This window comes from Rhodococcus sp. KRD197 (assembly GCF_017168235.1).
Classification (GTDB): Bacteria; Actinomycetota; Actinomycetes; order Mycobacteriales; family Mycobacteriaceae; genus Rhodococcoides.
This window is the reverse complement of the sequence record NZ_JABFAO010000014.1, coordinates 80,491-103,022: the sequence shown is the minus strand read 5'-3', so window position 1 is coordinate 103,022 and position 22,532 is coordinate 80,491. Positions and strand designations below refer to the sequence as shown.

Below are 22,532 nucleotides of genomic sequence, written 5' to 3'. Positions count from 1 at the left end.
CTCAAGACGGAAGGGAACGAATCGATGAGTCGGGGGACTGAACGAACGCCTGGATGGATAGTGCTGGAAACGTTTTCGGACGACCACCCCTCTGTGGTGTTCGAGGGGACGCCGCGCGTGTTCAAGCCACTGACGCGACGCCGCAACTTTAACAGCTCGGCCGTGACAGAGAAGATTCTCAAGACCGTCCGTTCAGTCCAAAACGGCGCACACGCTGAGGATGCACGTGCCGCGCTTCCTGATGGAACGGATGTACTGATCCGGGCCCTACCCGTTCTCGGCCCTGATGGGGTCTACGGCTCACAGGTTTGGCTGGGCGAATACGGGCAGCCAGTAGGCGAGCCCCGCACGGTAGAGGCGTATTCCTTCGACCCCGTAACCTGCCTGACCCACCACGGCCCGGGCGTGGACCGCAATATCCTCTCCATCAATCCGATCGAGGCGAAACGGCCCAGCCATCACCAGATCTTCGAGTTCTACGACGACTTTTCGAAGCAGAGCGACGTCGGGGAATACGTCGAAACACTCGTGACGGACATACCCCCTAGTGGCGACAGTCGGTTCTTCGACGCGGACATCTGTTTGACCGATGGTCGAGGAATCGGTCGCACCATCCACGTCAGCATGGGTTACGCGCCCGACGCGCATGGACGTCCAGAAGCAAAGGGAATCCTGCACGACGTCACCGACCATGTTCCCCACCGCGTCGACTACGCATTAGCGATGACGAAGAAGCTCGCCGCACAGGATCATCCCGCCATGGGTCGCGCCATCATCGACGTCACGACAGGCATCGCCTTGCAGTGGCTCAATCCGCCGATCGGCGCACTGACGCCATGGCTGACCGGCCTCCCCGACTTCACCGAGCAGGGTAGAGAAGCGGCTACCAACCTTCGTAAGCGCGTGCTGGCCCGCTCCGTGTATGCAGAGTTCACGACTCCGATTCGCTTCACCGGAACCGGCGACTGGATCGACGCACGTATCGGCTTCGAGCATTACGGCGAGAACCAAGGCCTGATGACTGTCCGAGAGAACTGACCAAACCCACCGACAGGCGGGTTCGACCGAAGTAGAGAGCCGGGAACACAACTCATGGTGCTGGACGACGTGCTGCGGATGGACCAGAACACGATCGGGGCCGAAGATTTGTCCTCGTTCATCACGGCCCTCGACGAACTCGCTGCGCGCTCACCCGAGCAGCCGTCAGACGAAATCACGCAGGCGACAACCAGATTGAACGCCTCCCTCGACGCGTGGAACCGCTCGCTGGCCCGTCACAGCGACGCTGTAGCAGTGGCAGAACATCGCCACGCCGCGCACCTACAAGATGCCACACCCTCAGCCGACGTCTCTCCCGAGGTCGACGTCCTGCAGAACGTCGATCGACATCTCCACCGTCTCGTCCTCCGACACAGCAATTTCGGGTTCGCGGCCGTCAACGTCCCCAGTTCTTTGGACGCGCTCTTTCCTGAAGGTGCGCTCGTTCACGTTCGCTCGGCACGGCGGCACCTGCGCAGGGCGATCTCGCTACTGTCGAACGCAGCCTAACGCTGATTCCCACCCGAGTTCGTTTCCGGTCTGGCACGTCTTAGCGAACTCCATCATTAGATAGAGCTCGCCTTGTCACGTGACGTTTCGCACCCGACGCAGAGGCCTCGCCAGAATCGCCGCCGAACTGCGCGTCGCCACCGTCATCGCCGTGTACCGACGACTGCCTCACCGACCCCGACGTCAACCGAAGCGCCCGCAGCAAACCACCGCACACTGACGGCCCGTCTTAACCTGAATTCACCGATGGGCTGAGTGTGTGACCGTGAATATTGTTGTGCGGGATCGGCTCGGGTGTGGACATGTTCGGGTGCCCGATCTCGGGGGTCGGGTTGTTCCACTGGGTCTTTCGCGTTGCGGGCGGGTACGGACTGCTCGGTTAGGGGAGAATGTGGGCGTTTCGCCCGAACATGCTGTCGAACAATGCCTTCCAGCTCGTTTCCCAGGCCCACTTCTCCGGTAGGTGCAGGGTGAGTCTGCGCGCGGAGTAGGCGATCCGGGCGGGCACCGAAATCAATGTGCGCCGGATGGTCCCGGTCGTGGCCTTCGCGAGTGTCGGTTCGCCGGTCAAGGTGGCGGCGGCGCGAGTGAGGTTGAACGCCATCACCGCGCAGACCAGCCAGGCCGCGTTCGCGCAGAACTTCCCCGACGGCATGTGGGCGAGGGCGGAGTTCTTCAGGTCGGCATGGACCTGTTCGATGATCGCGTGGCGGCGATGGGTTCGGTCGGCGGCGACGGTGTCGAGGTCGGCGCGGTCGGTGGTGGTGAAGAACGCGTGGAAGCGCCACACGTCGAACAACTCGCCCTGGCCTTGGTCTGTGCGCGGGCGCAGGTCCGGGATGCGGCGCACGATCAGCCGGCCGGGGGTGTGGTGGGCTTTCTTCTGCGACGCGAACGCGGTGAACGGAATCTCCGCTACCTCGGCGACCGAAATCCATTGCTGGGTGTCGGTGTCGTAAATCGAGTTGGTGTATCGGATCGGTGTCCACGCGTCATCTGCGATCGAGCTGATCGCGGTCTTGATCACCGAGTTCAATCCGGTGGTGATCGAGACATCCGCGCCGCCGCGCAGCGCGGCACCGATGCTGGGGTAGCCGAAATACGCCGAGTCCGCCCGCAACAACGGCTTCGGCGATGCGCCCACGGTGTCGGTGTCTGTGTTGGTTTTCGTGACTGCGTCGCGGAGTCGGTCGACGGTGGTGAGGGTGTCGGCGATCATGCGTGCGGCACCACGGGAGGACCCGCAGGCGCCTTTGCGGAGGCGTTGGGCGGTGATGACCGGCGCGGTCGTGCTGGTGGTGACGGTGGTGATCACCGAGTTCAGGCCTCGGACGCCGGAGTAACCGTAGCCGGATCCTTGTTTGCTGTGGCCGTGGACTTCGATGATGGAGTCGTCGATGTCGATCATCACCGGTTCGGTATCGATTCCTGCCAGCAGCGGTGTGCGTTCTGTCAGTGCCAGCAGTAGCCGGGAGGCGACGGCGTCGAGCTGGCGGACGTGACCGAACCGGAACTGCCGCAGAAACGATCCCAAGGTCGAGGGTGCGTAGGGCCGCTCGAACAGAATGTGCATCGCGCCGTGCTGCAGGATCGCCATGTCGGAGATACTGTCCGCACCCGCGACCATGCCCGCGACCAGAGATCCGATCTTGCGGCCGGCGTTGGATCCCGTGTCGCCCGGAACCGACAGATGGTCATCGGAGAGCGTGAGCAGGCCTGATCGCTGCGCCAACGCCATCACCGGCACCAACCCGGCCGCGGATACCAGGTTGGGGTCGTCGAAGGATGCGGCAGCGACGGGTCGGGTGTGGGATAGTTGCATCTGCGAGATGCCCTTCGTCGTGGTTGAAATGTTCCCTAGACAAGAACAATTCTCTCACTACGGCAGGGCATTTCGTGTTTAGAGCGTGCGGCCGACCGTCGCTGAATCGGTGCATTCAGGCTTAAGGGTCGGGAGCTCAACCATGGACGCCTGGCACTACCAGTCACTGACGTCCACAGCAGGCGGGCCGGCCGACACCACCGTCGACAGGTACGCCTCGTCGAGCAGAAGACCTCGAGAGTCATCGCCGAAGCTCAGGCGAGCTGTCTCACGCTCCACCAACCACTGGCGCCACACGATGCGCTCAGCACGGTGCCTCACCACTCGACGACGCACCTCGGCTTCCATTCCGCAACGCTGCGCGATGTCGTCCAAAGTCACCAATCCCACTCTTACCTTCCGGTTTTCGATGGTGAGCAGGCCTGCGACTCGTAGATCCAACACAGCGTCGTACCCGCTCGACCGACTCATCCTGACAGCCTCGATCACAGCATCCACCGTCATCGGCTCGTCCGTCGACGCAACAACTTCGTAGACCGCCTTCTGCCGCAGACCTATCTCAGCCCACGCTGGGTGAATGCTCTCCAACCGCTGATGTGCATCGTTCCCAGGCGCTGAGCGGCCCACAGAAGCGCTGGAATCCCTGATCGGCACCAGCGCGTACCGATCCGCGTTCTGTCCTACTCCGCGCGAAACGAGCAGGACCGGTGAGCCCACCGTTTCTCGCAAACGCTCGAGCACAGACCACACCGTGGTTTCCGGGAGCATCCCCGCAGCAATCGATAAAGATCTTCCTCCCACCGCGACCACCGGCACGCCCTCGACGACCTCGCCAGCAACCGCTGCTGACCATGCCAGTGCCTGGAGCACGGCGTGGGTAGTCCATCGGTCACGTCGGCCTTGGTAGGCGGCCGTGGTCCAGGTGTTCGCGGCTTGGAGCCAGTTAGCGAAGACCGGATCCTGTAGCCCCCCTGTGTACTTAAACTTGTGCCCGATGTGCCGGACTGGATCGGGGAGTGTCGAAGCGATCCAGTTGAGTGCGTTCTCCGCATCGCGCATCAAGGCCTTGGCGGGGTCCCGGTAGTCGCTGTACGCCTCTCGCAATCCCGCCCACTCAGGGGTGCCCGCTCGCTCCACGAGCTCCGCGATGGACAAACCGCCCATGACTGCGTGAGCGAGCACCGATTGTCTGGCCTCCGAGCGCGACCGCCAGCGGTCTGTGTCGACCCGGCCGTGACTGGCGAACGCGACAACGGCACTAGAGGGTGTCAGCGACCGGCGGTAAGACGGGTGGAGGCATGCTGCGGCGCCGGCCCCGACGATCCGCTCCGAGACGGTCAATGCTTGGACGACTGCGGAGACAGGACTCGTTCGGTGCGGTGTCGTGCAGCCGAGAAGGGCAGTGAGCCGAGCAAGCAAGCCTGGGTCCGATCCGACGACCAGGTTGTCGATGGCGACCGCGAGGTCGTCGGTGAGGCGCCGGTGGCCACCCTCACGGCACTCCGATCCGGGGACGGTGATGCACCCGGTCCGCTCGTTGGTCATGGGGACGATGTCGAGGGTCGGCAGTCGCGCGGCCAACAGATCCAACACTGGGCGAATTTCCCTGACGGTCGCTGTAGCGCCTGGTGAGAGGGGTACTAGGACGTGCTGGCCGCCGCTGGTCGACACATCGACCACGGCGCGGCCGCCGCACTCGTGCAGCCAGTTGAGAACACGGGCTACGTCTGACTTCACAGCGTGCGGACCGAGATGCTTGGCGTCGAAATCGAGCGCTAGAAGACGCGTGCGGCCACGCAGAAACAGCGGGACCGCGGCCGGAACCTTCGGCCGTTTCGTGGTCAGCGCTCTGCACGAGTCGAACCGGCCGACGGCCGGGTCGTACAGCCGCATGGAGCGCCGGGCGGCCATGAGCGGTGACAATCGCCGCCACACGTGGTCGGCCGAGTTGGTTGGCTGAGCGACACGGGTGTCAAATCTTGAATCTTCGTCAGGGCGCGATGTACCCTGAGACTTGTCTTCCACGACAAAGTCCCTTTCGGAGGGGCACGCAGTTCGTCGAACTCCCACTCGACGTCAGAAGAAACTGAACACCCTCGGTCTGCCAGGATCGGGGGTCTTCTTCTTTTCTTCGTCTCTGCTGTGCCAGATATGCAGTTAGCGGCTACCTGTCATCCAGTGGGATGACGCGGTACCGGAACAAGTTCCACAGCTATGCAGTCTGTTGCAGCACCTCCTGATTCAGCTCACGCACAAGATCGTGGCGCCCGACCGCCATGGCGAGAAGGTCTGCGACATACTGGCTTTCCTTCATTCCGCGCGCAGCACAGCGTTTGCGGATTGCCTCTTTCACTTCGACTGGAACACGAGAGTGGATCGAGTCCCTGTCACCCTTGCTAGGCATGGGCACGTGTCTCTCCTACTCGTTGGCGGTGGGGTCAAGCTAACGCGTCCGAGTTTGCCTCACCCAGAAACCTCTGCCCGTGCGACGCGCCGAAGCTGCGCCAGAATCGTAGATTTGGGGCGCATGTCGCGATAGCCGCTACCCAGGAGTCGTAGCAATACTTACGCACAAAACTAGAACGAGTCGATGTGCGCCTTGCGCGCCGCGTTCGCCCGCTCCCATGCGTCACGAATTTCACCCTCCTCGACGCCATACACCGTGACCATACGGTCAACCACCTCGTCGGAGACCTGCCTGCGACCGCGCTCGATCTCAGCTAGTGCAGTGTGGCCTATCTGCAACTCGGCGGCCGCCGACCGCTGATTCATTCCTATACGGATCCGCAGATCCGATATTCGCAGCCTGTCGTCGGCGATTGGGACCAAATCTGCCACCGCCACATCGAGCCATCTAGCAACTCTATGGAGCATTACGGCAGTCGGGATCGACTTACCTGCCTGCCAGGCCACTACCGACTGCCGGCTAACCCCGACGGCGTCCGCGAGGTCCTGGTTGCCTGCGCGTTTTCTCGACAGGGCCGCGTTCAGAGCCGACGGGCTGAAACCTCGCACCCCACTCGGCGGCATCTGCATTCCTCCTGGTTGATCCGACTGTTCATCAACCATCTTCCACCCCCCAGAATCGCGTCCGACCCGTTGACCGACCATAGGTTACGTGCCATACTTACGCCCGGAGCGTGCAAGTTATACCCGTAAACCGAGGGGAAGGGAGGCGACAGATGAAAGAAGGTCTGCTACCTTTTGCGAGCACCCGCTTCCGGGCGGGCCCACGGGTTGCGTACTCGCCCCTGGATGTTGCGCGGAGCCTGACGAATGGTTCTGCAGACCACGTACCGAAGCGCGGTTCCGACCGAATGCTGCACGCGACGCTCGCTCCCACGAGTGCTACTGACGCGGGCTACAAGCATGTCCGGACCACGAATCTGCTCGTGCCAGAGAGCACTTCGACGTTGACGGCGTTAAGCGCCGGAGGTATCAGGGCTGGCCCTGTCGAAACATAAGAACCCCAGGTGCGACCACGACGCCAATCACAGCGCACCCAGGGTCCTTCTTCTGCAACCCCCACAGCAGCAAGCCGTAGCTTCCTGTGGACGTGAGGGCTCTTTCGAGCCTAACCGCGTCCTACAGAAAGTGCGGCACGGCACGGAGGACGTTCATGAAATCTTCAATCGCCCCGCGAGCGTTACAGATCGCTCCCGACGCAGTTCACAGCGCGGAATGTTCCGCAATCAACGACCGAGTATCCGGCATGGCCGCGTGCTCTCTTCCGTCTGCTCCGCACAGCACGCATCAACTGTTGTGCGAGGACACCGGTGAAGTGCTCGGTGAGTGGACAGACGCAGACCCAACGTTCCGCGAGCCCAGTCACTTGCTCTGCCAAAGTGGTCAATTCAGCGACGTAGCCTGACCCGCTCGTCCCTCCCGAAGCTCGACCGAAGGCCACCCCCATGACCTTCGGTCGCGAGTTGCAGAGGTCCTCCAGGGCCCTGTAGCTCAGCTGGATGGACCGGCGTGAGGGTCGCACGGTGACGCTTCCTCATCGTGTTCCGAGCCGCGCGACCCCCGCCGGGATATCTGTCGCAATTCACACACCGCCTTTGACAGAAAGGAATACGACCGATGCCTTGGATCTTCAACCAGCTCTGGTTCTGGCTCAGCCTCCTGGGCTGACAGTTCGTGGGGCCGGTGCGCAACGGACGCGCATTGGCCCCACGTTCCAAGGCAACGTCCGTCGTCTGCGCTGAGGGATCACCCGAAGGCTGACCCTCGTTTTCGGTCGGTTTCCCAGCGCGGCCGGTGGTGGTTCCACCATCAACCACTCCTCTTCACACCCGCCCAAAACCGCTGCATGACAGTGGCTTACGAAAGGCACACCCCAGATGTCTCCTCAGCAAGGAATCGGCGGGCGACACCGCAGGCGTAGGGAACGCGCCGCCGTCGTCACCGCAGTCCCGATCGTCCTCGCCATGGCGTGGGGCTCGGCAACAGCGCAGGCCGCCCCGCAGGACTTCGTGACCGCCCCCGACACAGCACAGTCCGGAACCACCGACACCACCCCCGTCGCACCGCCGCCCGCACCGACCCAGGAACGCCAGTTCTTGCCCGGCTACCAGGCCTCGCCTCGCGTGCAGGAGACCGAGTGGCGCAGCTACGACGACTACCGGTCCGGCAACCAGCAGTCCTCGTACCAAACCACCTACTACGAGGAGACCCCCGCACCGCAGACGCCCGCGCCGCAGGCCGCTCCGACCGAGGCACCGCCCGCATTCCAGGCCACTCCGCCGCAGAGCGGACCCGATCAGCACCACGACGAACGACAACCCCGGCGCGCCGATCACCGCAGCCAGAGGCAGCAGCGGCCCGTCGGATTGACCGAATGCGATGCGGCCCCAAGGGAAGCCGCCGAACGGGACCCGAGATCGTGCCGCTTCCATCGCCACCCAGGCGCTCGCCACCCAGACCGGCGCCCACGGCAGTCGGGACATCCGATCCGCTACCGCACCGAACAGTGCCACGAAGAGTGCTTGAACGACGGACAGCGCCAGCCACGGCACCGATCCGACGTACTCCCCCACCCACGGCAGCAGAGGCACGAAGAACGCCGAGCCGGCGACGAAGCCGTAGCCGGCCCCCGCACGCGCCCCTCGCCCGCGCACAGCCAACAGCAGCATTGCAAGTGCTACCGGAGCGAGAAACCACAGATCGATGGGCGGGAATGTGGCATACAACATCAGCCCGGATGAGGCGGCGGCGAGGAGCCGGATCCACGCGCGGACTCCGTTGCTGCCGGTCACCCACCGCGCCCGGCTCGGGTCGTAGACGAGAGGTCGAGGCCCGGGCTCGATGCCGGGAGCCGATCTCATGACGGCACGCGCGTGCAGCCGGTACCGGAGGAGCCTCTGCCGTTCATCAACTACTATGGTGCATAGTATTTTATGTGATGGCAACTCTGCGGCGGTGACCGATCCCCTTCCGTCGACACCCAGCACCTGTCCGAGATACACACCCGAGAACGAGGATCCGTGAACCGCTCGCCCACCACGTCTCCCACGCGGCTGCGTGCTTACGCAGTGACTCTCGTGCTGACATTGGTCGCTACCGCGCTGACCGTCGACTACTGGGCGCAAGAAGCATTGGTCGGCTCTCCGATCCCACTACCGATCCTCGAATTGCGGCTCGCCTTCAACCGCGGAATGGCCTTCAGTCTGGGCAATTCGCTGCCCCTATGGGTGATCGTGTCGGTCACGGCGACGATCACCGCCGGGGTCGCGGCCTACGGATGGCACAGCGCTCGGCACGGGGAGCAGTGGACCACGGTGGCGCTGGCGTTGATCCTCGCCGGCGCGCTGTCCAACGTTCTGGACCGGCTTGTCGACGGTGCGGTCACGGACTACTTTCACACCGGTTGGTGGCCGACATTCAACCTCGCCGACATCTACATCACCTGCGGGGTGGTGCTGATGATCGGGGCGGCACTGGCACGCGAGAGGGCACAAGGGTTGCCCCTCTGCCCGCAGTGCCCGACAGCGCCGGATCGTGAACGTGCATGAGATATCTCGGCGTTCGAATCGAATGCCCTGCAGTGCACATACATTCGCGACAGGACAATCATGCTGATCCGCTCGAACAGTGAGGGTGATCGACACCGGAACTGCTCGAAACATAGTCGACTACAACCACCGACACGCGATCGTCGCCTCTCGCTCACCGAGGCGTACCGAGGGGAGCCTGCTGTATGAGCGAGGACATCCCGGCGCTACCGCGCCGTATTTTTCTCGCTACGAGCTGCGCTACAGCGTGCCTGACTGCCGCCGGATGCAGCGTCGGCGAAGCCCCGTCCGGTGAGGACACCGCTTCCGACGGTCCCGTCACCTTGTCGGTGAACGATGTTCCTGTCGGCGGTGGAATCGTGCTCGCCGACCGGCAGGTCGTCGTCACCCAACCGGAACCCGGTATCTTCCGGGCCTTCTCGGCTATCTGTTCTCACCGAGGGTGCACAGTGAACCGAGTTCGCAACGGCACGATCGAGTGCCCCTGCCACAACAGTGCGTTCTCGATCACCGACGGGGCGGTCATGCGCAGCCCCGCCACCGAGCCACTGCCGAACCGTGCCGTGACCAGAACCGTCGATACCCTCACCGTCGACTGATCCATCACCGGGCGCGAACATGCGAGGTGGACGGGTTCGGGGTGAACGGTCTCGACCGGGCCGATGTGCGGCACTCGAGGACCCACTCTGTGCCCCCACCCGACGGGTGCCGGTTCGGTACATCGCTGCCGTGTCGACGACAGCACAGCGTGCCGATCGCGCACCGGGTCGAGACCTGCCTACCAATTGACCTCTCGGCACCGGCCTTCGCCTTCCCGGGGTTCGACCTGCACAGTGGCGTGTTCGAGACCGAACTCGTTGCGGAGAACCTGCTGCGCTGCAGCGAGCACCCGCGGTGTCTCGGCCTCCGGGGCGACCGTCAGATGCGCCGACGCGACCTCCATCCCCGACGTCAGTGTCCATATGTGCAGATCGTGCACCTCTTCGACATCGTCGACATCGGTCAGGGCCCTTTCCACGGCGGCGACATCAATGCCCGCCGGAGCATGTTGCAGCAGAATTCGTACGGCGTGACGGCCCAGGTTGAACGCGCGTGGCAGGACGAACACGCCGATGGCGACCGCGATGACCGGGTCGGCGTACCGCCACCCGAACAGGACGGTGACCAGTCCGCTGACCAGTACGCCGATCGAGCCGAGCATGTCCGCCATCACCTCGAGATACGCACCCCGAACATTGAGGCTGTCCTTGGCGCCGCTGCGCAGCAGGACGAACGCGATGAGGTTCATCACGAGCCCGAGGGTGGCCACCGCCATCACCGGGACGCCGGGGACCTCGGGCGGATTCGTGATGCGTTGCGCGGCTTCGTAGAGAATCCAACCGGCCACACCGAACAGCAGAAGTGCATTGAACAATGCGGCGAACACCTCGGCTCGGTAGAGCCCGAACGTGCGGGCAGCCTTGGTCGATCGTCGCTGTGCGAGTGTGATCGCCACGATCGCCATCAGCACCCCGAACACGTCGGTGAACACGTGTGCGGAATCGGAGAGCAACGCCAGCGACGAGGTGGACAGGCCGACGACGACCTGCGTCACCAGGGTGACCGCCCCCAGACCGACAGCGATCCACAGTCGCCCGAGGTGCTTACCGGACGCGCTGGCCGGTGAACCCGGCTCTATCCCGTGGCCATGTCCGTGCCCCATCGTTGCTCCTTCGTCGTGTCAGATCCGCAGAACGACAACATATTGCGATATGCGCATACATGCAAGTGTTGAAGGATCATCCGGCGGTGGCTGCCCGGACTCGTACAACTATCATTCGTAGTAGTTCATTGTCGGCGCAGGTCGGACTGCCTCGCGCCCATGCCGGAAACACGATCCACCGGGAAGAGGCGCACACCATGGCCACCGAAGCGGCCCATTCGACCCGCGGCGCAGTGGATCGACGCTCCGGATCGCAGGTGATGGTGCTGTGCGCAGCGATTGCCGCGGTGGTCGCTGCACTGCTCGCAGCGATGTCGACGTCGCAAGCGCTCGTGCTGTTGGGTCTGCCCGATCCGGGCCCGATCACCACGTACGGGATCCCGGCACTGACCGCGATCGGCGAGGTGGCTGCCGTCGTGGCGGCGGGGTCGCTGCTCCTCGCGGCATTTCTCGTTCCGCCTCAGAGGTCGGGTGTGCTCGACATCGACGGGTACGTAGCCGTCCGCACCGCGGCGAAGGCCTCCGCAGTGTGGGCGGTGTGCGCGGCGGCGTTGGTGCCGCTGACACTCTCGGACGCCTCGGGTCAACCTGTCGGATCCGTTGCAGCGCAACCGGTGCAGTTCCTCGGTGCGATCGGCGATGTCGAGGCCTCCACTGCATGGGCCATCACCTCTGCGGTCGCGGCGATCACCGCCGCAGCATGCGCGGCGGTGTTGCGGCATCGATGGACCCCCGCCTTGTTCGCCCTGTCGATGCTCGCGTTGATCCCGCGCGCGGTCACCGGCCACTCCTCGACCGGCGGCAATCACGACATCGCGACGAACTCGTTGATCCTGCACATCCTCGCTGCCGCGCTGTGGGTGGGCGGACTCCTCGCACTTCTCGCTCATGCGCTGCGCGGAGGTGGGCACCTTGCCGTCGCGACCCGCCGCTACTCGACGCTCGCTCTGGTCGCGTTCGTGATCATGGCGGTCTCCGGAGTGGTCAACGCTGCCGTGCGAGTGCCCGTGACGTCGCTGTGGGATTCGACGTACGGCGCTCTGATACTGGCGAAGATCGCAGCTCTGGCGATCGTGGGGACCCTCGGGTGGATACAGCGACGACGAACGGTCCGCGCTCTGGCTCACGACCCCGCGAGGCGCAGATCCCTGATCACGTTGTCGATGATCGAGACCCTCGTTCTCGTCACCACCGTGGGCCTGGCGGTCGCACTGGGCCGCACTCCCCCGCCCCCGCCGCAGGACACCTCGCTGCCCCAGGCGCACGAAGAGGCCTTGGGCTACGTGTTGGACGGCCCGCCCACCGCTGCGCGGTTGGCGTTCGAGTGGCGTTTCGACCTGGTGTTCGGCTCCGCGGCGGTGATCGCGGCCGTCCTGTATCTGGTGGCCGTGCGGCGCCGTCGGCGGGCAGGCCTGTCATGGCGGCGGCGGTGGACAGCGAGCTGGTTGGCGGGTACTGCGGTGCTGCTCGTGGCGACCTCGTCCGGGGTCGGGTTCTACAGCCCGGCGATGTTCAGCGTGCACATGGCGGGACTGACCGCGGTCGCCGTCGCCGTGCCGTTGCTGTTGGTCCTCGGCCGACCGGCAACCTTGTTCGCCTCGGTCCTGCCGACCGCGTCGGCCGCCGAAGCACCGGGCTCGCGCGAATGGCTCCGGGCTGCATGGCAGAGCCGAGCAGCCCGGATCGCGATACACCCGTGGGTCAGCACCACGGTGTTCCTGAGCAGCTTCTACCTGCTCTACCCCGGCGGACTGTTCGACACCGTCGCCGACTCGCATGTGGCACACATGGTGATGAAGGGCTGGTTCCTGACCGTCGGGATGGTGATGTTCTGGGGCACGGTCGGCGAAGACCCGGTACCGAGACCGATCGCGGGACTGACGAAGTTGCTCGCGAGTATCACCGCATTGGCCGGGTTCGCATTCTTCCTCGTCGTGACGATCGATCTCGAGACCGCGCTCGGAGCGAGCTTCTACAGCGGACTGCGTCTGGACTGGAACGCAGACCTGCTGGCCGACCAGCGGCGCGGCGGCACTCTGGCGTGGGGCATCGGGGAGTTGCCGTTGCTCGCTGCCGCGGTTCTCGCCGCGGTCCGGTGGTCGGCGGCCGACGAGAGCGCGGCACGGCAACGAGACCGCCGAGTCGACGATCAAGGTGATACCGAACTCGAGGCGTACAACACCATGCTCGGTGGCCTGTCCTCTCGGCGCGATCACCCCTGATACCCGAAACGCCCAGCCCTGTTCCGGTGCGGATGTCGTAGCCCGGCGGGATGTCGTAGCCCGGCGGGATGTCGTAGCCCGGCGGGATGTCCTCCGAGGACCGTGACCAGCGGTACGGACGAATCCGGGTCGAGTGGGATGGAAAAACTATGCTCGATAGTAGTAACCTGTGGCCTGACCGTCACCATTTCGTTATCTCGAGCGAGGCCACGGCCTCGTAGCCACCAAGGATTGTGATCTTGGCCCGACACCGCACACCCGATCCGATCGACGACGACTACGCAGCGCCGGCACCCGGCGTCGCGGTCTCGATGCCCGTCGGCAACAGGCCGACGGCGCTCATCGATCACCCCCGTCATCGACACGCCGGGTTCGCACCCTCGCGTTTCGTGACCGAGTCGCCCGCCGAGACCGTGTACTCCGACAATCGGTCGCAGGACGAGCACACGCCTTCGGCGCAGACGCCCGCACCGGATGTACCCGCTCACGCGGTCAGCGCCGCCTGGGACACCGCGGCCGCGGACACTGCCGCGTCGATGTGGGTGCACGTGGCCGGTCCGGACGAGACGACACACGGCGACGGTGGCCGCGATGTAGTGCAGGCCGTGTCGCGACGTGCTCGCCGCGGACTTCATCGCCGCCGGGTGCCGAAGCCGGGTGGCCGCGCCATCGCTGCGTCGGTCGCGGTCGGTGCCTTTCTGTCCGCGGCAGCGACGTCTCCGAACACCGGGTCGCAGGACAGTGTGGCGCTCAGCGCTGCGAGTATCGATAGCCCTCCCGCCGGCGTCCTGCCGCCGAGCCCGGTCGTCGCCTCACCCCCGCAGGTGTTGCAAATGCCCGATCTCGATGTCGGCCGGCTCGCGCAGCGCATGACCGAGCAACTCGCCGAGGGGGGAGTTCGGGCGGCGGAGCGCGCCGCACGCGATGCCGAGGCGCGGCGCCCGCTCTCGGTGGTGCCGGTGTCGGGCACATTGACCTCCAGTTCTGGGCCGCGTTGGGGGACAACGCATTACGGACTCGACATCGCCAATACGATCGGGACGCCGATCGTATCGGTGACCGACGGTGAGGTCATCGAAGCAGGGCCGGCGCAAGGGTTCGGCCTGTGGGTGCGTATTCGTCAGGACGACGGCACGATCGGGGTGTACGGCCACATAGACCAGGCGCTCGTCACCGCCGGTCAACGCGTGAAAGCCGGCGAGCTCATTGCTACGGTAGGCAACCGAGGCCAATCCACCGGACCCCACCTGCATTACGAAGTGTGGCAACCCGACGGTGCCAAGTCCGACCCGACGGCGTGGCTGTCGGCACGCGGAGTCGATATCACCTGACACGACGAGGAAAGAAGAACTGGCGATGAAAAGGCTCGGTGATCTCGAAGCGGAGGTGATGAACGTGCTCTGGCAATGTGATCGACCGCAGTCGGTCCACGACCTGCGTGAACGCATGGCCGACAGAAACCCCGCCTACACCACGATCCTGACCGTCGTGACCCATCTCCACGAGAAGGGGTGGGTCGAGCGGACCAAGCAGTCACGCGCCTATCTCTACTCGCCCGTGCAATCTCGGGCCGAGGCCACCTCGCAAGCGCTGCGCGAAATCCTCGACACCAGCACCGACTCGGCCGCCGTGCTGATGCATTTCGCGAAAACCGTCACCGACGACGAACTGGACGCCCTGCGGGGGAACCTGCCGGACGCGAACCGGTGATCGTCGCACTGGCATTACTCCTCGCCGCGACCCTGGTGGCCGTTGCCATGCCGCCGCTGCTGACCTCACTCACCCGCACCGTCGGCCCCTCTCTCGCCTTGACCGCTTGGATCGGCAGCATCGCCGGGGTGCTGTTTCTCGTGGGATCCGCGGTGGCGGTGTTGCTCTGGCCCGGCCATGCGCCGGCCGAGGGCATGGTCGAACTCGCCGTCCGCTGCCTGGGCTCGCTGCAACACGCGGCCCAGCCGTGGATCGGGGAAGCGGTCGCCGGGGCATCGGTCGTCCTCGCGGCGTCGGCATCGGCGCGCGTCCTGCGCTCGACTCGCCGTCAGCTTCGAGCGCGGTCCAAAGTCCGCGACTATCACCGCGATGTCATCGCCGTCGTGGCGCGCACGGACCCCGGACCCGAACCGATCATGTGGCTCGACCACCCACTCCCGCTGGCCTACAGCATCGACGGTCGCCCCGGCTACGTCGTGGCCACCGAAGGCCTGCTCGCCCATCTCGATCCCGAACAACAGCGAGCAGTGATCGCACACGAACGTGCCCACCTGCGCGGGCGCCATCACCGCATCGTCAACATCTGCGAGATCCTGGCCAAAGCGCTTCCTCGCGTTCCCCTCTTCGCCGCGGCACCCGCGGCGGTACGGGTCCTGGTCGAGGTCGCAGCCGACCGGTCCGCGGCCGCAGTCACCAGCGCCGACACTGTACGTTCGGCATTGTCGACGGTCTCGCAGGCGCATTCTGCGCGGCCACTGTGGGCACTGGGCCTGATCGGGGACTCGACCACCGAGCGGTTGCATCACCTCGACACGAGCGCGCAAACACCGAGCCGAACCCGAGCGGGCGCTTATGCTGCCGCCGCCGTGCTGCCCCTCGTCGTGCCGGCCGTGTTGGCCGTCGTCTCGCTCAGCGCGGTCTCCGCCGCAGCGTGCGCGGTCCTGCTGATCTGAACAACCCCAAATACTATGCTGCATAGTATTTGGGTTACACTGGCGGACGCGTCCTGTAATTCGCGTGCGACACGAAGGTGGTTCCATGACGGCGCTGACATCTCCTCCGGCTGCGCCGGCGGTTCGCCCCTATCCACCCCGCGGGGCCCGCAAGGGGTCGTTCCTGCACACGATGGTCACCACCACCGATCCGAAGGTCATCGGACTGATGTACTTGGTGACCTCGTTCGGGTTCTTTCTCGTCGGTGGCCTGATGGCGTTGATCATGCGCTCCGAGCTCGCGGTCCCGGGAATGCAGTTCCTCTCCAACGAGCAGTACAACCAGCTCTTCACCATGCACGGCACGATCATGCTGCTGCTCTACGCCACCCCGATCGTCTTCGGCTTCGGCAACTACATCCTGCCGCTGCAGATCGGCGCACCCGATGTCGCCTTCCCCCGGCTCAATGCCTTCTCCTACTGGCTGTACCTGTTCGGCGCACTGGTCACCACCGCAGGTTTCATCAGCCCCGGCGGTGCCGCAGACTTCGGCTGGACCGCGTACACCCCGTTGAGCAGCGCCGTCTACTCCCCCGGTATCGGATCCGACCTGTGGATCGTGGGCCTGCTCGTCGCCGGCCTGGGCACCATCCTGGGCGGGGTCAACATGGTCACCACCGTGGTGTGCCTGCGCGCACCGGGAATGACGATGTTCCGGCTACCGATCTTCACCTGGAACATCCTGGTGACCTCGATCTTGATCCTGCTGGCGTTCCCACTGCTGACCGCAGCACTGATGGGCCTGCTCGCCGACCGTAAACTCGGCACCCACATCTTCGATCCCGCCAACGGCGGAGCGTTGCTCTGGCAGCACCTGTTCTGGTTCTTCGGACACCCCGAGGTCTACATCATCGCGCTACCGTTCTTCGGAATCGTCTCGGAGATCTTCCCGGTCTTCTCCCGCAAACCCATCTTCGGGTACAAGGGGTTGATCTACGCCACCGTCGGCATCGCCGCCCTGTCCATCGCGGTGTGGGCGCACCACATGTACGCCACCGGTGCCGTGCTGCTGCCGTTCTTCTCGTTCATGACCTTCCTCATCGCCGTGCCGACCGGGGTGAAGATCTTCAACTGGATCGGCACCATGTGGCGCGGCCAGGTCACCCTCGAATCCCCCATGCTCTTCTCCATCGGATTCCTGATCACGTTCGTCTTCGGTGGACTGTCCGGAGTGCTCCTGGCGAGCCCGCCCATCGACTTCAACGTCACCGACACCTACTTCGTCGTCGCGCACTTCCACTACGTCGTGTTCGGAACGGTCGTGTTCGCGACCTACGCCGGCATCTACTTCTGGTTCCCCAAGATGACCGGCCGCATGCTCGACGAACGACTGGGCAAGTGGCACTTCTGGCTGACGTTCCTCGGCTTCCACGCCACCTTCCTCGTCCAGCACTGGCTCGGCGCCCAAGGAATGCCGCGCCGCTACGCCGACTACCTCCCGTCCGACGGATTCACCACCCTCAACCAGATCTCGACCGTGGGATCGTTCGTCCTCGGGGCCTCGACGCTGCCGTTCATCTGGAACGTGTTCAAGAGCTACCGCTACGGCGAAGTGGTCACCGTCGACGACCCCTGGGGCTTCGGTAACTCCCTCGAGTGGGCGACCAGTTGCCCACCCCCGCGGCACAATTTCATCGAGATGCCCCGGATCCGCTCCGAGCGGCCGGCGTTCGAGCTGCACTATCCGCACATGGTCGAACGCATCCGCGCCGAGCAGCACGTCGGTGGCCCGCACTCGGATTCGATCGCGCCCTCGGAAGTGATCACCGAAGCGATTGCCGGACCGGACGTATCGAAACGGCCGGACGTCGACAAGTAACACGGTCGACCGACCCCCGTAGGCTCACACCCCCTTACTACTAGTGCGCATAGTAGTAAGGAGAATCAGTACGACCAGAGGAGAACCGAACGTGAAACGATGGATGCTGGTCGCCGTGCTCATGTGCGGCACAGCACTGTTCTCCGCGGCCCCGGCATCGGCGCACAGTGAACTCGTCAGCTCCGACCCCCCGGCCGATGTGACGCTCGAGTTCGCACCGATCGGCGTCGGCCTCAAGTTCAATCAGGACATCAACGAATCGTTCGCGACCATCAGCGTGGTAGGTCCTGGCGATACTCAGTGGACGCAGGGTACGGCCACGGTCGAGGGCCCCGACGTATCGGTCCTGCTCGAGGACGGCCTACCCAACGGGCAGTACACCGTCGGCTACCGCGTCACCTCCGCGGACGGGCACCCGATCACCGGGTCGTACGGCTTTTCGGTCGACGTCGCGGAGACCGCCACCCGCCCGGACGCTGCTGCACAGCAATCGCAGGGCGGTGCGACCTCGCCGGCTCCCTCGACCACGCCGACGCAGGCCTACGATCCGAACAACCCGTCCGCCAGCGAGGACCGGCCACCGAAACAGAACACCATGATGCTGCTCTCCATCGTGGGCCTGACTGTCCTCGGTCTCGCTGCCATCGCCCTGACGTTGGTGATCCGAGGCAAGGACAAGCAATGACAGGGGCCCGATGAACATCGCCGCCGTAACTCCCCCGGAAGGCCCGCCGACCCTGGCAGCGTTGCTGAGCTTCGATCTTCCGCCGCTCCCGATCCTGCCGATCGCCGGCATCGTCATGGCCGGACTGTACTGCTGGGGGCTCTACCGGATCCGCGGCCGGGGTATCGCATGGTCACGGTGGCGGAGTGCGAGTTTTCTGCTCGGCTGCGCGGCGCTGGTCCTGGTGACCGGACTGCAGGTCGAACGCTACGGATACAGCCTGTTCAGCGTCTTCATGTTCCAGCATCTGACGTTGTCGATGACCATCCCACCGTTGTTGGTGGTGGGTTCGCCCGGACGACTTCTGTTGCGTGCCACCGCTCATCACGGAGCCGGGCGGTGGGTACTGATCGCGGCGCTGACGGGGTTGCGTAGCCGCGCCGGGCGCATCGCACTACATCCAGGTCTGACGATCCCGTTGTTCCTCTTCAGCTATTACGGGCTGTATCTGTCGTCGATCTTCGATGTTCTCGCCATCACAGTCATCGGGCACGTATCGATGGAGATCTTCTTCTTCGCCAGCGGGCTGCTGTTCATCATCCCTGTGCTCGCCGTCGGCCCCCTCCCCGTTCGGCAGAGCAATCTGGGCCGGTTGTTCGACCTGTTCGTCGAGATGCCGTTGCATGTGTTCTTCGGTGTCATCCTGATGATGTCGAGCACCCCCATGCTCGCCACGTTCGCCTCCCCTCCCCCGCAGTGGGGTGTCGATCCGGTATCCGATCAGAAGCTCGCCGGGGCGCTTGCGTGGTCCTACGGTGAGCCGGTGGCCCTGCTGGTGGTGCTCATCTTCTGCATTCGGTGGAACCGGGACGAAAAGGAGGAATCGGCTGCCGCGGACCGGCACGCCGAAGAAGACGGGTACAGCGAACTCAACGCCTACAACGACTTTCTGAAAAAGATCGGTAGCGAGACCAGTCAACGGACCTGAGCTGTCGCGGCCGTCCCGCGCTCGGGGACTGCCGCGAGCTCATCGCCTGATCGCGCTTACTGGCAAGGGCCTGATCGGGCGCATTCATCGCGCACGTGTGCCCACCCCGATTCTGGCTCCACGCTCACCGAGCCAGGCTTGCGGATCGACCTTCTGTCCCGCGGGAGAAGTCGCCTCGAAATGCAGATGCGGACCCGTCGAGTTACCGCGGTTCCCGACCTCTGCAATCCGATCGCCCTTACGGACGCGCTGACCCACCGTGACCGAATTTCCGTTGTTGTGCCCGTAGGTGGTGATCGATCCATCGTCGTGTCTGATCCGAACCCACAGCCCGAAGCCCTGTGCGGGCCCGGCGCTGATGACCGTTCCATCGGCCGCGGCGACGATCGGTGAGCCCAGTGAGTCGGCGATGTCGACACCGCCGTGTTGTGTCCCGCTTCGGGTGCCGAAATTCGAGGTGACCAGTCCGCTGCTGGGTGCGACAGCAGACGCAGTACCTCGGGAGGTGGCCGAGCCACCGGACGTGGAACCGCGCTGCTGTGCTGCATCAGGAACAGAATCTTCGGGCGCGGTCGTCTCGGATGCGGGAGGGGTGTCGGTGGTGCCGGGCACGGGCGAATCGCGGCCGGTGTTGCCCGTCACCGGATCCTGTTCCCCACCTCGGTCGCCGTCATGCGGGACTGCGGGGTCGAGGGCGTCGACCTGGAGCGATGCGGCGATACGAAGGGCCAGGAGTGGGTCGAGAGTCGCCAACGGGGCCAGGCAGGACAGGGACTGCGCCGGGGCATTCGAGACTCCACGGGCGATGGCGTCGACGATGCATCCTGCCGACGCGGACACCGGGCCGGCGGTGTCCGCGATGACGCCGCCGGCCTGGGCGGCGGCCCACGTCGAGGATGCGAAGGCTGCGAGGTCTGCCACCGCGATCGGATCGGTACCGATTGTCGCGGCCCGATCGGCCAGGCGGATCAACCGGCTGACGGCGTCGGCGGTCTGCTGACCTTCGACCTCGTCCCCGGACTCCACGGCCGGTTGACCCGGATTCGCTTCGGCTACCGGGGCGTGCAGGAACACCGCACCGAGTGCGGCACCGACGATCACGTATGTCCGCGCACCTCGGCATGCGCGACGTCGCCCGCCGCTCGGCGTCGTCTTTCCCGCGTTGTTCACGTGGTCACCCCACCCTTCTCGTTGAATGCCGGTCACGATCGCAGTGGATGCCGTGTCGGCCGTGGGTCAGTGTTGCGTGATCCCATCGACACCACAAGCCCCTTCTGTCACACTCTCGACTGCATTCGTCGCTGTTTCGCCTATCGATTCGGCGTCGAAAGTGAGTGCTTTGCACAGTAACTCGACGATTCGACGCCTTTTCATGCGTGCCGATGCCGGTCATGGGGGTCATCCCAATCGTTATTACTATGCAACATAGTATTTAGATATCGGCGTCAGCTCTCCGGCAACGGTGAGACCCCGTGTGCGCTCAGCAGGACATCGATCTGACCGACCTCGGCGGTTTGCGCGGAGGCGATCGAGCCCGCGAGCGCGGCGACAGCGGGAACTGTCGCGTTCGCTGCTCCCTGCTCTGCCATCGGGATTCCCCCACGATGGTGGCGGCGGAGCAGTTGTAGATACCGGCCGTCGAATTCTTCGGCGTTCATCCGGCGAAGTGCCGTCAGCTCGGCGGTACTGGCCATGCCGGGCATCGACGTCGCGTCCTGTCCGCTGTCGTTCGCGGACGCGCTCATGTCCATCGGGTGACCCCCTGTCGAGCTGGCCCCGGTCATCCACGTCATCGTCGGGCCGTCGGGCAGATATGGCCTGTCCCACAGTGTCAACCAGCCTTGCATCGTGCCGACTTGGCTCTGCTGCGAGGTCAACACGTCGAAGGCGAGGGTCCGGATGACCGGATCCGTCGAGCGTCCCAACGCCATCGCCGACATCTCGATCGCCTGGTTGTGATGGACCGACATGTCCTGCGCGAAACCCACATCCACCGAATTCGATGCCGGTACGGCCACTCGTGCGCTGTCCGGTGTGAGCAGTACGCCGATGAGGACGCCGGACAGGACGAGAGCTGTCACCGCCAAGCCGATGAGCAGTGCCCTGGGCCTGGATCTGGGTCCCGTTTCCGCGGCGTCATTCTGTGCACTGTCGTTCTGTGCATCGTCGATCTGGGCATCGTCGGCCTGGCCGTGCACGGTCATCGACTCCCCTCCCCCATCGGCGCTGGCGCACTGTCGAGGGCCGGGTCTTCCTCGAGGGGCACCGCGTCCGGTCCTGGCTCGCTGGCGTCGAACGGCGGCGGGTTGTCGGGATCGAACGCGCCGGGAATGGTCGAGCAACTGGCTCCGCTCTCGGGGTGGGTCGAGGGGTTCTGTCGCAGAGCAGCGACGAACTGAGTGATGCGCCGGTCGGAGGCATTGTCGAGCTCGAGTCGATGGCCCCACGACTGCAGCGTGATCGGTGCCGTCAGGCCCGGGTAGGGCGACATCATCGTGTAGGGCTCGCCCTCGACCCGCCCGGCGAGTGAACCGACCTCGTCGGAGGAGACCCGGTTCGGGTCGTACGTCACCCACACCGCCCCGTGTTCGAGCGAATGAACCGCGTTCTCGCTGCGTAGCGGGACGGGGTACACCACTCCGGTACACGTCGCCCAGGTCTGGTCGTGAGGGCCGCCGAACGGCGGACTCTGATCGTAGGCAACTCTCTGAGCTGGTTCGACGTGCCGCGCGGCCGGATACTCGACCTCGACGACGCCGTCGATGCCGCGGGAGGGGTCCGGGTCGTCGGCGGTCGGCGCGAACCGCTCGGCCTGATTGCGTTCGAGGACGCGGGGGGCCAGGTTGTATCCGATCGCACCGACGAGCACGACGATGACGACACCCGCGCCTATCACCGCCCAGGGAGCGCGCACGCCCCCGGGCACTCCGGCTGGGCGTGATCGCCGAGTCGAGCTCCGTCGGCCTCGGGCGGGGTTTCTGCTGCTGTTCATATTGCTCCTCCATCAAATACTATGCACCATAGTATTTGAATCAAGGTCCCAGGAAGCCC

20 protein-coding genes are annotated in these 22,532 nt (G+C 64.8%); 11 read left to right on the top strand and 9 right to left on the bottom strand.

Translation table 11 applies throughout. From position 1 onward, the window contains the following. The first annotated feature begins 24 nt into the window (after window positions 1-24). Window positions 25-1,038 carry a GAF domain-containing protein gene (locus tag J1M86_RS20610; RefSeq protein WP_206511193.1) on the top strand — a complete coding sequence of 338 codons (1,014 nt, stop codon included), beginning with the start codon at window positions 25-27 and terminating at the stop codon, window positions 1,036-1,038. A 54-nt stretch (window positions 1,039-1,092) separates the two neighbouring features. Next, a complete protein-coding gene (locus tag J1M86_RS20605) occupies window positions 1,093-1,548 on the top strand; it encodes a hypothetical protein (protein ID WP_206511192.1) in 456 nt (151 codons plus the stop codon). Window positions 1,549-1,927: 379 nt separating this feature from the next. On the opposite strand, the gene J1M86_RS20600 is transcribed toward J1M86_RS20605, so the two are convergent. From J1M86_RS20600 to J1M86_RS20580, 5 genes are all read right to left on the bottom strand, one after another. Continuing rightward, window positions 1,928-3,370, bottom strand: a complete 1,443-nt coding sequence (locus J1M86_RS20600) for an IS1380 family transposase (protein ID WP_206511191.1) — start codon at window positions 3,368-3,370, stop codon at window positions 1,928-1,930. 156 nt (window positions 3,371-3,526) lie between these two features. Then, window positions 3,527-5,281 (bottom strand): hypothetical protein, encoded by a 1,755-nt coding sequence (locus tag J1M86_RS20595; protein ID WP_206511190.1) that lies wholly within the window; start codon window positions 5,279-5,281, stop codon window positions 3,527-3,529. A 301-nt stretch (window positions 5,282-5,582) separates the two neighbouring features. Further along, window positions 5,583-5,774: a toxin-antitoxin system gene (locus tag J1M86_RS20590; protein WP_241260423.1), complete on the bottom strand. Its 192-nt coding sequence runs from the start codon at window positions 5,772-5,774 to the stop codon at window positions 5,583-5,585. Between the two features lie 173 nt (window positions 5,775-5,947). Next, window positions 5,948-6,400, bottom strand: a complete 453-nt coding sequence (locus J1M86_RS20585; RefSeq protein WP_206511188.1) for a helix-turn-helix domain-containing protein — start codon at window positions 6,398-6,400, stop codon at window positions 5,948-5,950. A gap of 1,259 nt (window positions 6,401-7,659) precedes the next feature. Next, the gene (locus J1M86_RS20580; protein ID WP_206511187.1) at window positions 7,660-8,697 is read right to left on the bottom strand and encodes a hypothetical protein; all 1,038 of its coding nucleotides are present in this window, start codon (window positions 8,695-8,697) and stop codon (window positions 7,660-7,662) included. Window positions 8,698-8,856: 159 nt separating this feature from the next. Here J1M86_RS20580 and lspA point away from each other — a divergent pair, with 159 nt between their 5' ends. Beyond that, window positions 8,857-9,384: a signal peptidase II gene (gene lspA / locus J1M86_RS20575; protein ID WP_052061206.1), complete on the top strand. Its 528-nt coding sequence runs from the start codon at window positions 8,857-8,859 to the stop codon at window positions 9,382-9,384. A 185-nt stretch (window positions 9,385-9,569) separates the two neighbouring features. Beyond that, window positions 9,570-9,983, top strand: coding sequence for a Rieske (2Fe-2S) protein (locus J1M86_RS20570; RefSeq protein ID WP_008720941.1), 414 nt, complete (start codon window positions 9,570-9,572; stop codon window positions 9,981-9,983). 179 nt (window positions 9,984-10,162) lie between these two features. Here the strand turns inward: J1M86_RS20570 and J1M86_RS20565 are convergent, their stop codons facing one another. Then, window positions 10,163-11,086, bottom strand: coding sequence for a cation diffusion facilitator family transporter (locus tag J1M86_RS20565; protein ID WP_008720942.1), 924 nt, complete (start codon window positions 11,084-11,086; stop codon window positions 10,163-10,165). A 197-nt stretch (window positions 11,087-11,283) separates the two neighbouring features. Here J1M86_RS20565 and J1M86_RS20560 point away from each other — a divergent pair, with 197 nt between their 5' ends. The 7 genes from J1M86_RS20560 to J1M86_RS20530 all read left to right on the top strand — a co-directional run bounded on the left by J1M86_RS20560 (window position 11,284) and on the right by J1M86_RS20530 (window position 19,481). Further along, entirely contained in the window at window positions 11,284-13,308 is a 2,025-nt protein-coding gene (locus J1M86_RS20560) for a cytochrome c oxidase assembly protein (protein ID WP_032373357.1), read from the top strand. Window positions 13,309-13,976: 668 nt separating this feature from the next. Further along, entirely contained in the window at window positions 13,977-14,639 is a 663-nt protein-coding gene (locus tag J1M86_RS20555; RefSeq protein ID WP_051364850.1) for a M23 family metallopeptidase, read from the top strand. Window positions 14,640-14,664: 25 nt separating this feature from the next. Further along, window positions 14,665-15,018 (top strand): BlaI/MecI/CopY family transcriptional regulator, encoded by a 354-nt coding sequence (locus tag J1M86_RS20550; protein ID WP_027494220.1) that lies wholly within the window; start codon window positions 14,665-14,667, stop codon window positions 15,016-15,018. Beyond that, complete coding sequence (locus J1M86_RS20545) at window positions 15,015-15,971, top strand: M56 family metallopeptidase (RefSeq protein ID WP_008720986.1); 957 nt, start codon at window positions 15,015-15,017, stop codon at window positions 15,969-15,971. The genes J1M86_RS20550 and J1M86_RS20545 overlap by 4 nt, the downstream gene beginning before the upstream one ends. 85 nt (window positions 15,972-16,056) lie before the next feature. Continuing rightward, entirely contained in the window at window positions 16,057-17,829 is a 1,773-nt protein-coding gene (gene ctaD / locus J1M86_RS20540; protein ID WP_072692203.1) for a cytochrome c oxidase subunit I, read from the top strand. Window positions 17,830-17,920: 91 nt separating this feature from the next. After that, a complete protein-coding gene (locus tag J1M86_RS20535; RefSeq protein WP_008720475.1) occupies window positions 17,921-18,514 on the top strand; it encodes a copper resistance CopC family protein in 594 nt (197 codons plus the stop codon). Window positions 18,515-18,524: 10 nt separating this feature from the next. Next, window positions 18,525-19,481, top strand: coding sequence for a cytochrome c oxidase assembly protein (locus J1M86_RS20530; RefSeq protein WP_008720478.1), 957 nt, complete (start codon window positions 18,525-18,527; stop codon window positions 19,479-19,481). 84 nt (window positions 19,482-19,565) lie between these two features. Here J1M86_RS20530 and J1M86_RS20525 read toward each other — a convergent pair whose 3' ends face one another. From J1M86_RS20525 to J1M86_RS20515, 3 genes are all read right to left on the bottom strand, one after another. Next, window positions 19,566-20,687, bottom strand: a complete 1,122-nt coding sequence (locus J1M86_RS20525; protein WP_230558228.1) for a M23 family metallopeptidase — start codon at window positions 20,685-20,687, stop codon at window positions 19,566-19,568. Between the two features lie 239 nt (window positions 20,688-20,926). Then, entirely contained in the window at window positions 20,927-21,685 is a 759-nt protein-coding gene (locus J1M86_RS20520) for a DUF305 domain-containing protein (protein ID WP_008720482.1), read from the bottom strand. Beyond that, entirely contained in the window at window positions 21,682-22,473 is a 792-nt protein-coding gene (locus tag J1M86_RS20515) for a DUF3105 domain-containing protein (protein WP_032373348.1), read from the bottom strand. Before J1M86_RS20515 ends, J1M86_RS20520 begins: the two co-directional genes overlap by 4 nt. Window positions 22,474-22,532: the final 59 nt, after the last annotated feature.